General features: G+C 76.5%; 10 protein-coding genes. 2 read left to right on the plus strand and 8 right to left on the minus strand.

Annotated features, from left to right (window positions below; all coding sequences use genetic code 11):
• The first annotated feature begins 109 nt into the window (after positions 1-109).
• Positions 110-976: an NAD(P)-dependent oxidoreductase gene (locus ACVWNX_RS28090; RefSeq protein WP_454410981.1), complete on the plus strand. Its 867-nt coding sequence runs from the start codon at positions 110-112 to the stop codon at positions 974-976.
• Here ACVWNX_RS28090 and ACVWNX_RS28095 read toward each other — a convergent pair.
• Together ACVWNX_RS28095 and ACVWNX_RS28100 are read right to left on the minus strand one after the other, a co-directional pair.
• Positions 960-2279 carry an MFS transporter gene (locus ACVWNX_RS28095; RefSeq protein WP_454414973.1) on the minus strand — a complete coding sequence of 440 codons (1320 nt, stop codon included), beginning with the start codon at positions 2277-2279 and terminating at the stop codon, positions 960-962. The genes ACVWNX_RS28090 and ACVWNX_RS28095 overlap by 17 nt on opposite strands.
• A gap of 383 nt (positions 2280-2662) precedes the next feature.
• Complete coding sequence (locus tag ACVWNX_RS28100; protein WP_454410982.1) at positions 2663-3898, minus strand: DUF5925 domain-containing protein; 1236 nt, start codon at positions 3896-3898, stop codon at positions 2663-2665.
• 524 nt (positions 3899-4422) lie between these two features.
• Between ACVWNX_RS28100 and ACVWNX_RS28105 the strand changes: the two genes are divergently transcribed.
• Entirely contained in the window at positions 4423-5838 is a 1416-nt protein-coding gene (locus ACVWNX_RS28105) for a xylan 1,4-beta-xylosidase (RefSeq protein ID WP_454410983.1), read from the plus strand.
• 178 nt (positions 5839-6016) lie between these two features.
• On the opposite strand, the gene ACVWNX_RS28110 is transcribed toward ACVWNX_RS28105, so the two are convergent.
• From ACVWNX_RS28110 to ACVWNX_RS28135, 6 genes are all read right to left on the minus strand, one after another.
• Complete coding sequence (locus tag ACVWNX_RS28110; RefSeq protein ID WP_454410984.1) at positions 6017-9709, minus strand: lipopolysaccharide biosynthesis protein; 3693 nt, start codon at positions 9707-9709, stop codon at positions 6017-6019.
• A gap of 167 nt (positions 9710-9876) precedes the next feature.
• Positions 9877-10713 (minus strand): polysaccharide deacetylase family protein, encoded by an 837-nt coding sequence (locus tag ACVWNX_RS28115; RefSeq protein ID WP_454410985.1) that lies wholly within the window; start codon positions 10711-10713, stop codon positions 9877-9879.
• A complete protein-coding gene (locus ACVWNX_RS28120; RefSeq protein WP_454410986.1) occupies positions 10710-11771 on the minus strand; it encodes a glycosyltransferase family 2 protein in 1062 nt (353 codons plus the stop codon). The genes ACVWNX_RS28115 and ACVWNX_RS28120 overlap by 4 nt, the downstream gene beginning before the upstream one ends.
• Positions 11768-12613 carry a glycosyltransferase family 2 protein gene (locus ACVWNX_RS28125; protein ID WP_454410987.1) on the minus strand — a complete coding sequence of 282 codons (846 nt, stop codon included), beginning with the start codon at positions 12611-12613 and terminating at the stop codon, positions 11768-11770. The genes ACVWNX_RS28120 and ACVWNX_RS28125 overlap by 4 nt, the downstream gene beginning before the upstream one ends.
• A gap of 411 nt (positions 12614-13024) precedes the next feature.
• Positions 13025-14119, minus strand: a complete 1095-nt coding sequence (locus ACVWNX_RS28130; RefSeq protein ID WP_454410988.1) for a GNAT family N-acetyltransferase — start codon at positions 14117-14119, stop codon at positions 13025-13027.
• Between the two features lies 1 nt (position 14120).
• A complete protein-coding gene (locus tag ACVWNX_RS28135; protein WP_454410989.1) occupies positions 14121-14465 on the minus strand; it encodes a hypothetical protein in 345 nt (114 codons plus the stop codon).
• Positions 14466-14590 lie beyond the last annotated feature (125 nt).

The following is a 14590-nucleotide window of genomic DNA, read 5'->3' on the forward strand; positions in this document are numbered from 1 at the left end:
CTCGTTCTAGAGCGCCCCATCCGATGACCCCGTGGGTCGTCAACGATCACGTCACCGGGCGCGCACGCGCCCCCCACCACGGCGCACGCCGTACGGAGAGGAACACGACATGGGCGCGAAGGCAGTCACCCTGATCGGACTCGGCCCGATGGGACAGGCGATGGGCAGGGCGTTCCTGGACCAGGGGTACGCGCTGACGGTGTGGAACCGCAGCGCCGGACGGGCCGACGGACTCGTCGCCCGGGGCGCGGTCCTCGCGGAGAGCGTCGAGGCCGCCCTGAAGGCGAACGAACTGGTCGTCCTCAGCCTCACCGACTACGAGGCGGTGTACGCGATCCTCGGACAGGCCGGGTCCGCGCTCGACGGCCGGGTCGTCGTCAACCTCAGCTCCGACACCCCCGAGCGGGCCAGGGAGGCAGCCGCCTGGGTGGCCGGGCGCGGGGGAGTCCAGCTGACCGGCGGGGTCCGCACCCCTCCGTCCGGGGTGGGCGACCCGGCGTCCTCCACCTTCTACAGCGGCCCCCGCGAGGTGTTCGAACGCCACCGGCCCGCGCTGGAGGTGCTCACCGGCACCGACTACCGGGGCGAGGACCCGGGCCGGGCGGCGCTGTTCTACCAGCTCCAGATGAACGTGTTCTGGACGACGATGCTGAGCTGGGTCCAGGCGATCGCGCTGGCCGACGCGCACGGCATCTCCGCCGAGGAGTTCCTGCCCTACGCCAAGGACACCGCCGACGTCGCCCAGTTCCTCGACTTCTACACCCCGCGCGTCGACCGGGGCGAGCACCCCGGTGACGTGGACCGGCTCGCGATGGGCGTCGCCAGCGTCGAGCACGTGCTGCACACCGTCCGGTCGGCGGGCGTCGACACCACCCTCCCGGCCGCCGTGCACGAGGTCTTCGCCCGTGGAGTGGCGGCCGGACACGGCGCCGACAGCTTCACCAGCCTGCTGGAGGTGATCAGGAAGGCGGCGTGACCCCCTCGGGCCGGGGCGCGTCCGGCGCCCCGGCCGCCGGGCCGCTCCCGGTGGCCGCCCCGGACCGTCCGCGCGCCCGGTCCATCGCCCGCCACTCCGGGCGCAGCCCCGTCACCGTGGTCGTCAGGAAGTACAGCGCGCCGCCCGCCAGCAGCGCGGCGGCGAGCCCGAAGGCCGAGGCGGCGGCCCCCGCGAGCAGCCCGCCGAACGGTATCCCGGCCCAGGACAGCGAGTGGACGAGGGCGCTCACCCGGCCGAGCAGCGGCCGGGGCACCCGCTCGTAGCGGACCGCGCCCAGGATCGGGTTCAGGAAACCGCTGCCGAACCCGTCGACCACGAACACCGCCACCACCACCGCGACCGGCGCGTCCACCGCCAGCACCACGAACCGGGGCGCGCCCGCGAGCAGGAAGCCGGTGAAGAACACCGTCCGGCGCGGCAGCCGGTGCGCCACGGCCGAGGCGATCAGCCCCGCGCCGATCGACGCCGCCCCGCCCACCGCGCCGAGCAGCCCGACGAGCGCGGGTCCGTGCCCCGCCTCCAGGGCCCACAGCGGCAGCAGCACGGTGAGGAAACCCGTCGCCAGCAGATTGGTCACGGAGATCATCGCGGAGAGCCAGAGCAGCAGCCGGTCCCCGCGCAGGAACGCCAGCCCGGCGCCGAACCGCCGCCAGTACCCTTCGCCCTCCGGGCGCTGCTCCGGAACTTCGCCCGGAGCCGCGCGAAGGCCGTTGCCCGGGGCGCCGCTCCGTCCCGCCGCACCCCGCCCCATGCCCCGGGGCAGCGCCACCGCGACCACCAGGGAACCCGCCGCGAAACACAGGGCGTTGACCGCGATCCCGGTCAGCGGTCCGACGGCGGCGACGAGCACCCCGCCGAGCGCCGGACCGAGGGTCCCCGCCGTCCGTTCGGTCACCCCGGCCAGCCCGGCGGCCCGTTCCAGCGGGACGGCGCCCCGCTCGGCGGCCTCGGGCACCAGCACCTCCTTGGCCAGGTCGCCGGGTCCGCGCGCCGCCCCGATCACCGCGACCAGCGCCAGCAGCGCGGCCACCGGCAGTGTCCCCGCCGCGTGCAGCAGCGGCACCGCCAGGGCCGCCGCCGCGCTCACCAGATCGGCGGCCCAGGAGACCGTCCGGGGACCGGCCCGGTCGACCAGCGGTCCGCTGAACGCCTTCACCAGGACGTACGGCGCCATCTCGGCGAGGACCACCAGTCCGGCCAGGGTGCCGTCACCCGTCGCGCCGAGGGCGAACCAGGGCAGGGCGATCGCGGAGATCCGGGTCCCGGTGAGGGAGACCGCCATCGCCGCGAGCACCCCGCCGAGCGGCAGCCGGGCGCGCCCCGCCGTCCGGCCACCCGCGCTCCGCGCGCCCCTGTCCCGTACCACTCCGTGCTCCGTCCGCCCGTGCCCTCTTCGCCGTGCTCTTCCCGCCCGGGAGCCCTCGGGTCGGCCCGGGAGCGCGCGGCCGGTCCGGGAACCCCAGTGGCCCCGGCCCCCGTCCGCCTGCGGCCCTGGCCCTGGCCCCCGTCCGCCCCCAGCCCCCCTCCGCCCGTGGCCCAGTGGGCCCCGTCGGTCCGGGAGTTCCGTTGGGATCGGCTCGGGAAGGCCGGGTCCGTACGCCTCCGGGTCCCTCCGCCCCGGGACCGTGCGCCGGGAGGCCCGTCCGGCCCACGGGCGACGGTGGCCTACAGGTACAGACCGGCGTCCGTGCCGTCGCGCGGGGCCGGGACCTCCGCCGGGGAACCGCCCCTGCGCAGCGCGAAGAGTTCCGCGAGGGTCGCGCCGTCCCGTCCGACGCCCTCCTCCGAGCCGAGCCACTCCACGGCCTCCGGGCGGGTCAGCGGACCCACCTCGATCCGGGCGAGGCACCGACCGGGCCGCACCACGGCCGGGTGCAGCCGCTCCAGGTCCTCGTTGGTGGTGATCCCGACCAGGACGTTGCGGCCCTGGCCGAGCAGCCCGTCCGTCAGGTTCAGCAGCCGGGACAGCGCCTGCCCCGTCGCGTTCTTGGCGCCGCCCCGGATCAGTTCGTCGCAGTCCTCCAGGAGCAGCAGCCGCCAACGGCCCTTCTCGCCGCCCTCGTCCTCGCCGATGGCGATGTCCATGAGGTAGCCGACGTCCGAGAACAGCCGCTCCGGGTCGAGGACGCAGTCCACCTGGCACCAGTCCCGCCAGGACCGGGCGAGGGTGCGCAGCGCCGAGGTCTTGCCGGTGCCCGGCGGCCCGTGCAGGAGCAGCAGCCGTCCCGTGACGTCCTCGGCGGTCAGCTTCATCAGCCCGTCCAGCGCCCCGGCCACCGGGGCGGTGTAGTTGGCCCGGGCCTCCTCCCAGGTCAGGGCGGAGATCTGACGACTGGTGCGGTGCGGCCCCCGGCGCGGCGACACGTACCAGAAGCCCATCGAGACGTCCTCCGGCTGGGGTTCCGGTTCGTCGGCGGCGCCCTCGGTCGCCAGCTCCAGCACCCGGTCGGCGAGTTCCTCGCTGGTCGCGGTGACGGACACGTCCGCGCCCTGCCGCCAGCGGTTGGCCAGCAGTGTCCACCCCTCGCCCACCGCGAGCGTGCTGCGCTGCTGGTCGGTGCGGGTGGCGCGGACCACCGTCGCGTCCGGGGGCAGCAAGGCGGCGCCGGACCGCACCCGTTCGATGCTGGTGCGGCGCGCGTAGGGCTGCTCGCCACTGGCGAACCGGCCCAGGAACAGGGCGTCCACGACGTCCGACGGACTGTCCTCGTCGTTCAGCCCCACCTGGAGGGGGAGCGCGGTGGCGAACCGGTCCGGGACGGCGGGCGCCGGGGCGGCGGCCGGGGGTCCGGAAGGCGCGGGGGCCGTGGTGGGCACGGCGGTCGGGGAGGAGGACGGGGAGGGAAGGCCGGGGGACGGGTGCGTCAGCGGGTCCTCCGATCGTGCGGGTGTGGCAGACATGACGTCATGATCCGGCACCCCGCGTTCCCGCGCACCCGGGTTTTCGGGCGCCCCCGCCTACCCCGCCCCACGGCGCGTCCACCGGCCGCCCCACGGCGCGTCCGCTCCCCGACCGCGCCCGACCGCGCGGCGCGCCCCGCCCCGTGGCGCGCTCCGGAGCCGTTCCGTGGCACACCGACCGCCCCACGGCACGCCCGCGTCCGTCCGCGTGGCACGCCCACCCAACACGGGAGTTACGGTGCCCCTGCGGCCCCTGCGGCCCCTGCGGCCCCTGCGGCCCCTGCGGCCCCTGCGGCCCCTGCGGCCCCTGCGGCCCCTGCGGCCCGGCACCGTCCAGCGCCGGACCCGCCCCGTGGCGCGCTCCCGAACCGTCCGGCGTCGGGTTCCGCGCCGCCCGGCACACGGCCCGCCGGGCGCCCGCGCCCCCGCTCCCCCCTGGTGCCCCCGCCGTGCCCCCACGGCCCCGCACCGACCGCCGCACGGGTACTGACCGCCCCGGGACGCCTTGGCTACGCTGGCCGGTGATGGCACGTCACGAGCGGTACCCCGGGGCCCGGCGGTGGCGGCCCGCCGCCCTGTTCGGCGCGGTGGCGGCGCTGGTCCTCGCCCTGGCCCTGGCCGCCGCCCCGTCCGGTGACGGACCGTCGGCCGGGAGCACCACCCCGGACGGCGCGGGGGTGCGCGGCGACCCCGCCGCTCCGCGCGGCCCGTCCGCCCCCGAAGTCGGCTGGGGCTTCACCCACACCCAGTACAGCGCCGACCACGGCGAGACGGCGGCCGTCTCCCGCGCGCGGCGGTTGCTGTCGGATCCGCCCCTCGCCCAGAACCAGCACCTGATGGGCTGGGGGGCGGGCAACCCCGAACCGGTCCCGGGACAGTACGACTTCGCCGATCTGGACAGCCGAATCGGCTTCGTCCGCTCCACCGGCGGCACCCCGGTGATCACCCTGTGCTGCGCCCCCGACTGGATGAAGGGCGGCGAACCCGGCGCCGACCGCACCGACTGGAGCCGGCGGGCGCTGGAGACCGCGCCCCTCCCGGAGCACTTCCAGGACTTCGCGGACCTCGCCGCGACCGTCGCCCGGCGCTACCCCGAGGTCCGCCACTTCCTCGTCTGGAACGAGTTCAAGGGCTTCTGGGACGACGCCCGGGGCCGCTGGGACCACGAGGGGTACACCCGTCTCTACAACCTGGTGTACACGGCGTTGAAGGAGGTGGACCGGGACATCCGGGTCGGCGGCCCCTATCTGGTGATGGACAGCGTCGACCCGGACGACCACCGCGCGGCCCCCGCGCCCCGGGGCCCCTGGGGCGCCCTGGACCGACGGGTCCTCGACGCCTTCGCCTACTGGAACGCCCACAAGAAGGGCGCCGACTTCGTGGTGGTGGACGGGTCCAGCTACACCGTCGACGACGACTTGAGGCCCGACGCGTTCGGGGCCACCGCCAAGTTCACCGCCGTGGGGAAGTGGGTCCGGGAGCGGACGGGGGACCTGCCGCTGTGGTGGGCGGAGTACTACGTCGAGCCGGACGCGCCGGACGCGCCGGACGCGCCCGACGGACGGGAGTGGTCGGAGCGCGAGCGGCTCGCGGTGCACGCCGCCGCGCTGATCGCCCTGGCCGAGTCCGGTGCCACCAGCGGCTTCTACTGGAACCCGCAGCGCCGGGGCGCCGACTGTCCCGGCTGTCTGTGGCGTTCCACCCGGCTCGCCGACGGCGGCACCCCGCTGCCCCCGCACGGGCTGCTGTCCCGGTTCGCCCGGGAGTTCCCGCCGGGCACCCGTTATCGGACGGTCCGCGTGACGGGGTCCGGGCTGCGGGTGCTCGCCGACGACACGGCCGTCCTCGTGGTCAACACCCGTGACGTTCCGGTCACCGCCGGGGTGGACGGCCGCACGGTCCGGCTGCCGGGGTACGGGACGACCTGGCTGGAACGCTGACCCGGGTCGCCGGACGGCCCCTTCCCGCCCCGACGGCCCGCCCCGACGGCCCGACCGACCGGACGGCCCGACCGCCGGACGACCGGATGGACCGCCGGACGGCGGCCCGGCCGGACGGCGGAAGGACCGGACGGCCGGACGGCCGGACGACCGACCGGGGCGGGGGCCGGGCGGGCCCCTACGCCAGCGTCGTGAACCGGTGTGCCAGCGACACCGCCAGCACCACCCCCGGCGGCAACGCGCAGCCGAGGGCGATCCGCAGCAGCCGGGTCCGCCGGGCCCCGGGCCGGACGCCCACCCGGACCGCCTCCCCCCCGCCCAGCAGCACGATCAGGGCGAGCGCCGCCCAGCCCCCGGCGACCGACCAGGGGGTCCAGGTCACCCGGGGCCCCGGCGGTCCCGGGTCGGGGCGGGCCACCGGTCCGGGCGGGGGCTTCCGCAGGGCGTAGACCACCGCGTCCCGGTGGGCGAACACCCTTCGCAGCTCGGGCCGTTCGTCGAGGTTCGCGCGGAGCCGGGCGTCCCACCCGGCCGGGTACCCGGCGTCCAGCCGCAGGGAGACGCTCTGGGAGGCGCCGACCATCAGGTACGACCGGGGGCCCGCCTTCCGCAGCGCGGACACCAGACCCGCCGTCCGCTCCGGGTCGACCGGGGCCAGTACCGGGACGTAGGTCACCCGGGCCATGTCCCGCGCGCCCCACGGCAGCGCCGGGGTCACGTTCACCACCGGGTCGTCGCTGAGCCACAGCAGTCGCGCGGTCGGCTCGTCGTGCGCGTACACGTACTCCATCGCCGTGACCTCGCCCGGACGGACCCGCTCGAAGGGCTCGTTGCCCCAGCGCGCCACCAGGAAGCCGCCCAGCAGCACGGTGCCCACCAGCAGCGCGGCCAGCGCCGCCCGGCGCGGACGGCGAGCGGTGCGCGGCGCGGGGCCGCCGGGGCGGGCGGGGCCGTCGGGCCGGGCGGGGGACGGGTCGGTACGGGGGAACAGCGCGAGCCCGGCCAGCAGCGCGGCGCCCGGCAGCGCGAACATGAACACCCGCAGCGCCATCTCCCCGCCGTACGACTGCATGCCGAAACCGAGGAACGGCACGAACGCCAGCACCGGCAGGGCGCGTTCGGCGTACCCGGCCCGGTGCCGCCGCAGCCAGCCCGCGCAGCCGAGCAGCAGCACCGACCCGGCGAGCGCGACCCGGGCGTACAGCACCAGCCGGTGGGTGTCGCTGCCGCCCTCGATCCGTCCGGACACCGACGAGGTGACGTTGGAGCCGACCCCGCCGACCCCGCCGAACAGTTCGTCGAAGTGGCCCGACCAGTACGGCTCGGCCAGGAAGCCGATCCAGGCGAGCGCCATCACCCCGAACAGCAGTGGCAGCCCGCGCAGTTCACCACGGTCCACCAGCACCAGGGCGGTCAGCACGCCCAGCATCACGAACGGCGTCAGCTGATGGGCCGAGACGGCCGCCGCGAAGAGCAGCACCAGCACCGCCAGCAGGGCCCCGCGCTGGCCCCGGGTGGCGGGCGTGGCCTCCAGCCCGCCCGGCACCCGCCCGCCCGGCGCCTTCACATCGGCGGCCCGCCCGCCCGGCGCCTCCGGGACGGGAGTCGGCCCATCCCGCACCCCCGTGCCGGGTCCGCGTCCGTCCGGCCCCCGGGCCCCGTCCGTGCCGTCCGCCGGTGCCCGGAGCCGGAACCACCGCAGCAGGACCGCCGCGAACACCAGGTACAGCAGATGGGTGAAGCCCTGGGGGGAGAAGTAGTCCTGGCCGACCCAGGAGCCCAGCGCGAAGATCCAGACCCCCGCCCACCGGGCCCGCCAGCTCGCCCGCAGGGTCCGCGCGATCATGAACACCGGTACCAGACAGAGGAGTTGGAGGACCGTGGGCCACCAGCGGATCACCTCGGTGAGATCGCCCGCCCCGGCCGCCCGGGCGAGGAACGCGGCCCCCGCGAAGAACCCGGGCCAGCTCCAGCGGGCGTCGAGGTCGGGCGCCGCCGTCCCGGTGCGGTCGAGGTGGTCGAGGAACCCCAGGTGCTGGTAGGCGGTGGCGAACCGGGGCTCGTCCTCCAGCACGGCGGGCAGCGCGTGCAGCGACACCACGGTGGCGGCCAGCGTCAACGCCAGCGGGAACCGGTGCTCGCGCCGCCGCCCCAGCAGCCCCCCGAACACCACGGCCAGCAGCGCGGCGCCCGCCAGGACCGGTGGCGGCAGCACCTCGACCAGTCCCAGGCCGCCCATCCGGTCCAGATCCCGTTCGTCCAGCCGCAGCGCGGGCAGCCAGTACAGCCCGAGCGCCAGGAGCAGCAGCGCGACCGTCAGCGCGCTGACCGCGCGGCCCGCACCCCGCCGCCCCCCGCCGTCCGTTCCCGTCCCGCCCCCGGGGGACGGCGGGGGCGGGACGGGCGCGGGCGGCCGGGCCCAGGACGGGCGGCGGACCCGGCGGCCGTCCGGGCCGGGCGGGCCCCGGTGGGCGACGAGCGCGGGCACCCCCAGGTCGGAGAGGTCCCCGTCCGGGGCGACGTCCGCCGCCGCGACGCCCGTCGCGCCGCCGCCCCGCCCGCCGTCCGGCGCGCCCCGCACCACCCGGTACAGCCGGGGCGCGGCGATCAGCACGACCACCCCCAGCGCGGTGACCTCGGCGATGCCCGCCGCGGTGAGCCCCGCCCGGGGCAGCAGCAGGAGCGTGAGCCCCAGCACCAAGGCGCACAGCAGTCCCTGGAGCCAGGCGAGCGGCGCGGTGCGGCTCCGGGCGCGCAGCACCGCGAAGTACGTCTCCACCACCACCCGCAGCAGCGCGCCCACCGCCAGCCAGCGCAGCAGCGCCGTCGCCGCGTCCGCGTACCCGCCGCCGAACACCCCGAGGGCGTACGGCGCGCCCAGGAACAGGGCGGTGCACACCGGCAGCATGATCCGGGTCATCCGGCGCAGCGCGGCCCGGGTGTGGGCGGCCAGCCGCGCCGGGTCGTGGGCCCCCTCGACGGTGAGCGAGGCGCCCATGTTGACGGCGAGCAGCCCGACGGTGCCGCCGATGGTCGCCGCCACGTAGTAGTGGGCGTTGTCCGCCGGGTCGATCCGCGCGGCGATGATCACGGGCACCAGGAACACCACGGCCAGCGAGAACAGCGAGCCGGTGGAGTCCCCGGCGAGGAACCGGCCGATCTCCCGCGCGCTCGGCGGCCGGGCCCGGTCCCCGGTGGCCGCCGTGTGCCGGGGGACCAGCCGGCGGAACACCAGCCAGCCCAGCGGCAGCACCGAGAAGGCGGTGGCCACCGTCCAGGAGACGAACACCCCGGTGGCGGGGAGCGCCGTCGCCAGCACCACCAGCAGCGCCAGCTTCACCGCCGAGAACACGGTGTTGCCCACCGGCACCCACACCGCGCCGCGCAGCCCGGTCAGCACCCCGTCCTGGAGGGTGAGCAGCGCCCAGGCGACGACCGCGACGACGAACCCGGCGCCCGCCAGCGGCTCCGCCAGGAACCGGTACGACGGCCCCCACCACCCGAGCGTCAGCAGGAACCCGGCGGCGGCGGCCGCCACCACCAACGCCCCGCCCGTGTACGTCCGCAGCACCAGGGAGCCGGTGGCCCGGCCCGCGACCGGCAGGAACCGGGCGAGCGCCCCGGTGAGCGTCACCGCCGTCAGCCCGGCCAGCAGCTTCATCGCCGCGATGGCCGCCGAGCCCTGGCCGACGGCCTCCTCGGAGTAGTGGCGCGCGGCGGCCAGCCAGTAGCCGAGGCCGAGGAGCGCGCTGACCCCGGTGTTGAGCATCAGCGCGTACGCGTTGCGCAGCAGCGGGCCCCCGCCGCCCGGCTCCGGCGGACCGGACGCCGGGGCGGCGGGGGGCGGAACGGTGGCGGTCGTCTCGGACACGGGTACGGGTGGCCTTCCGGTTGCGGACGCGGAGACGGGTGGCCTTCCGGGCGGACGGGAGGGTGTGCGGGCGGCCTTCCGGGCGGACGGGGTGCGGGGGTACGGGGCCTTCCGGGCGGACGGGCCGGACGGGGGTACGGGCCGGACGGGGTGCGGGCGGTCCGTGGTCAGACGGGGGCGCGGGCCGCCTTCCCGCCGTACCCGGGCGGGGCCGCCGTCCGGTACAGCCGCCGCAGACGGCGGACCACCGCGTACCCCCGGGTGAGGACGCGGTCCCGGGCGAAGCACCGGACGACGCCCCGGCCGTCCAGCAGCCGGGCGAACTCCTCGGCCCCGGTGGCGCGCCGCACGGTCACCCGGCGCAGCGCGTACGGACCCTGCGCCCGGCGGGCGAGGGCGTTGCCGACGGCGAGCGCCTGCGCGTACCCGGCGGCCCGCACCGCCCGCCGCACCCGCCGGTCGGAGTACCCGTACGGATAGGCGAACGACACCGGCCGGACGCCGAGTTCGGCCGTGGTGATCTCCGCGCAGCGGGCCAGCTCCCCGTCGAGCGCCCGGTCCGGGAGCTGGTCGAGCTGGGGGTGGGTGTGGCTGTGCCCGCCGATCTCGACGCCCGCCGCCGCCAGTTCCCGCACCCGCGCCCAGTCGAGCATCGGCCCGAGTTCCCCTCCGGTGTGGTGACGGCCGGGCAGCCAGCCCGTCGTCAGGAAGAGGGTGGCGGGGAAGCCGTGGCGCGCGAGGACCGGCAGCGCGTGCCGGTGGACGCCCGCGTAGCCGTCGTCGAACGTGATCAGCACCGGACGGGCGGGCAGCGGGGCGCCCTCCCGCCAGACCCGGGCGAGCCCGGCCGTGGTCAGCGGGGTGCAGCCGCGCGCGGCGAGCAGCGCCATCTGGGCCGCGAACGCCTCCGGGGTGACGGACAGCGCCCGGGTCGCGCGCCCGGGGGAGCGGTCGACCGCGTGGTACATGAGGACGGGCACCGCCCGCCCGGCGTCGTCGCTCATCCGGTGCCCCCGCCGGTCGGCGCGGTGGCGGGGAGCGCGGGCGGCACGGCGAAGGCCGCCCCGCCGCGCCGGGCCCGCAGCGTCCCGAGCGCGTACCCCCCGGCCGCCGTCAGCGTCCCGGCCACGATGGCGCCCGCCCGGCCCGCCCCGCCGGGCCGGGCCAGCAGCGCGTCCCGCAGCCCCCGGGCGATCCCGGCGGGCAGCACCCGGGTGGTGTAGCGGCGTTCGGACTCCAGGCCCCGGGCCGCCCCCACGCTCCGGGTGACCAGCGCCTTGGACAGCCCCTCGGCCCAGGCCCGGGACCGGAAGTAGCGGAACCGTTCCCGGGCGGCGGGCACCCGGTGGTGGATGACCGCCCGGTCGTCGATCAGCAGCACCGCGTCCGGCCGGGCCCGGGCGAGCCGGATGCACAGTTCCGTCTCCTCGCAGCCCAGCGGACGGTTGTCGCCGTCACGGCCGATGCCGGTGGCGAAGCCGCCCGCCGCCTCGAAGGCGGTGCGCCGGAAGGAGGCGTTGCCGCCGAGGACGTTGCGGACCCGGGCCCGGCCCCTCGGCTGCCCCCGGTAGGTGCAGCCCACGATCCAGTCGAACTCCTCCGGGAACCAGACGGGACGCCGTCCGGAGGCCCAGGCGGGCACGGTCCGGCCGCCGACGGCCATCACCCGGGGGTCGTCGTACCCGGCGGCCAGCCAGCGCAGCCAGTCGCGTTCGGCCACCGCGTCGTCGTCGAGGAAGGCCACCACGGGCGCGCCGGAGGCGGCGATGCCGGTGTTGCGGCCCGCCGAGAGCCCGCGCGGCCCGCTGTTGGCGAGGACCCGTACGGCGGGGCCGCCGGACGGCTCCGCCGCACCGTGCGCGGGGTACTCCCGCGACAGCCGCTCCAGCAGCGCCCGGTTGTGGTCGACGACCAGCAGCACCTCCCGGGGCGGCAGCGACTGGGCGCGCGCCGAGGCGACGGCGGCCCGGATGTCGTCCCACCGCTCCTCGGTGTACACGCAGATCACCACCGAGACGTCGCCCGCCGGTCCGTGCTCCCCGGCGGCCGGGCCGCCGCTCATGACGCCCCGTTCCGGGGACCGGCGAGGACCGCGCGGGCCGGGTCCCGGTGGGCCCGGCGGCGCGCCCGGCGGGTGGAGCGTTCCCGGAGGATCACCCGCAGCACCCGCAGCCCGTCGCGGACCGCCCGCAGATTGCTGGCGCCGTGCAGCCGGAGGTATTCGTGACTGGGTATCTCCTGCACCCGCAGTCCGGCCTTGACGACCCGGATGTTCATCAGGGTCTCCACCTCGAAGCCGGTGCAGTCCAGGTCGATCTCGTCGAGGCAGTGCCGCCAGAACGCGTTGTATCCGTAGCAGAGATCGGTGTAGCGGGCGCCGAACTTGGCGTTGACGGCCGCGCACAGCACCCGGTTGCCGAGCCTGCGGACCGGGGTCATGTCGTCGGTGCCGCCGCCGTTGGCGAACCGGGAGCCCTTGGCGAAGTCGGCGCCCGACACCAGGGCCGACACATAGCTGACGATCTCCCGTCCGTCGGCCGAGCCGTCGGCGTCGACCATGACGATGATCTCGCCGGTGCAGGCCCCGAACCCGGCGATCAGCGCGTCGCCCTTGCCCCGGCCGGTCTGGGGGACCACGGTGACGTCGGCCCGCAGCCTCCGGGCGACGGCCACGGTGTCGTCGGTGGAATTCCCGTCGACCAGGACCACTTCGTGTATCCAGTGCGGCAGGGACGCGAACACGTGCGGAAGGTTCTCGGCCTCGTTCATCGCGGGAATCACCACGCTCACCCGAGGGGTGATCGCGAGATGGGAGGTGACCGGAAGATAACGGGTCTCCTCGTGGGAGGCCAGGGGTAAGGCGCCCTGATGGTGATCGACGGGGCGCACGGAAGAAGAACTCATGTCGGTGTTCCCTCTCGTCCGGTGGACCGCTGGTGAGCGGTGGTGCTGTGCCCGGTGCGAAAGGGGGGCTCCCGCCCGGGCCGCGCGGCGGGGAACGCCGTCGGGCCGGGGCGGGTGAGACGAGTGGGCGCGCGGCATCCCTCCCCGGCGACCCGTGTGGTCCGCCGGGAACGGCACCCCCCTACCGCGCTACCCGCCGCCGGCGTTCCGGGCACTGGGCCCTCCCCCGGGCCGTGTGCGGAAAACCGGGGCGAGCGGATGAGACGGCAATGACGCTGAGAACTCTAGAGCACGGCCGGTAAGGCCGTCCTCACTTTTGGGGAATATGGTTGACTTTCTCGGGAGTTCGGAGACGCCCGGTCGGATGAATGGGCATTTCCGTCCCGCTGTTCACGGTGCGCACATTTCCTTTCATCCCCGTGACCGCATTTTCCCCACGCGTTTCAGAAAGGCGTCGGCGGGTGCGAACAGTTCCGGACGGGACACCACGGCGCCGCGCAGCGCGCGCACCGGGGCGCGCCGCGCCCGGTGGCCGAGCGCCACCGGATGACGCCGGGTCACCCACCCCTCGGAGACGGTCAGCCGCCGGGTGCTCAGCGCGTCCTTGTACGCCTTGTCGCCCCGTCCCAGGTCGAGGTGGCCGACCCCCTCGGCGGCCGCCCCCTCGGCCATCCGCAGATGCAGCACCAGCCCCGGCGAGTAACGGGCGAACGCCGGGTCGTAGGCGGGGAACCAGCAGGCGAGGACCCCGGGGGAGCGCAGCCCCAGGTGCGCGGCGACCGGCCGCCGCCCCGCGTAGAGCACCGAGAGCCGTCCCGCGCAGCCGGGGGAGCGGGTGTGGAAGAGGTGACGGACCAGACCGGTGATCCACTCCCGGGCGAACCGGTCGGCCCGTCCCGTCCTGCGGTACTGGGCGGACTTCCACGCCATCAGGGTCCGCAGGGCCTCCGGGTCCCGTTCGTCGTGGACGTACCGCAGTTCCCCGTGGTCCCGGGCGAGCCTGCGCTCCTTGGCGAGGGTGGTCCGGGTGAACTTCGGCGCCCGCTCCCGCAGTCCGGCGAGGTACGCCGGATAGCCCTGGGCGACGTCCATCACGGGGGAGTCGAAGCGGCCGGTCGCCGTTGCCTCGAATCCCCCCTGCCCGGCGACCAGGTGGTCGTACTCCCACACCGCGAGCGAACAGCCGCGCAGCAGTTCCCGGGCGTCCCAGGTGAAGCCGGGCCGGTGGACGACGCCCTGGGCGTCGGAGAGCCCGAGGCCGACCGCCCGGCCCACCCCGGCCACCGTCCGCTCGTGGGGGAAGAACGCCACCGGGACGCCGGACTCCCGGACCACGGCGATCCGCACCCCGCGCCGGTGGCGGCCCACCGCGAGGGCGAAGCCGGGGGAGAGGAAGGGGTTGGCGAGGGCCTCGGCGCCGTGCGCGGGGGCCTGTTCCTGGAGCGCCGTCCACACGGCGCGGTCCGCCGCCGAGAGCTCGCCGGGTCGGTGCACGCTGATGTCCACGTCAGGGGGTCCGCCTTCGCGCCGGGCGGCCGGAGGGCCGCCGCACCAGTGTCAGCAGCAGGGTGAGCGAGCTGAGCGCCGCCACCGTGACGATCCCGCCGGCCATCGACCAGCGGCCCAGGGCGAGCATGCCCTGGGCGACGAGCAGGTCGACCGCGAGCGCCCCGGCCACCGAGACCACCGCCCTGCTCCACGGGTCGACCCCGCGCAGCACGGCGGCGAACGCCGCGCCCGGCGCCGCCACCAGGAAGAACAGCACCAGCGGGGCGCGCAGCGGGGACGGCCGGTCGACGAGGGCGAGCCCGGCTCCGGCCATCGCCACCACGAGCGCGGCCCCCAGGAGCACGGGCGCCGCGTTCCTCGTTCCGACTGATCCGACCGATCCCGCTGGTACGGCGGATTCGGCTTGTTGGGGCGGTCCGGGCGGTCCGGGCGGTCCGGGCGGTCCCGGTGGTCCGGGCGGTCCCGGTG

The organism is Streptomyces sp. JNUCC 64, assembly GCF_054484115.1.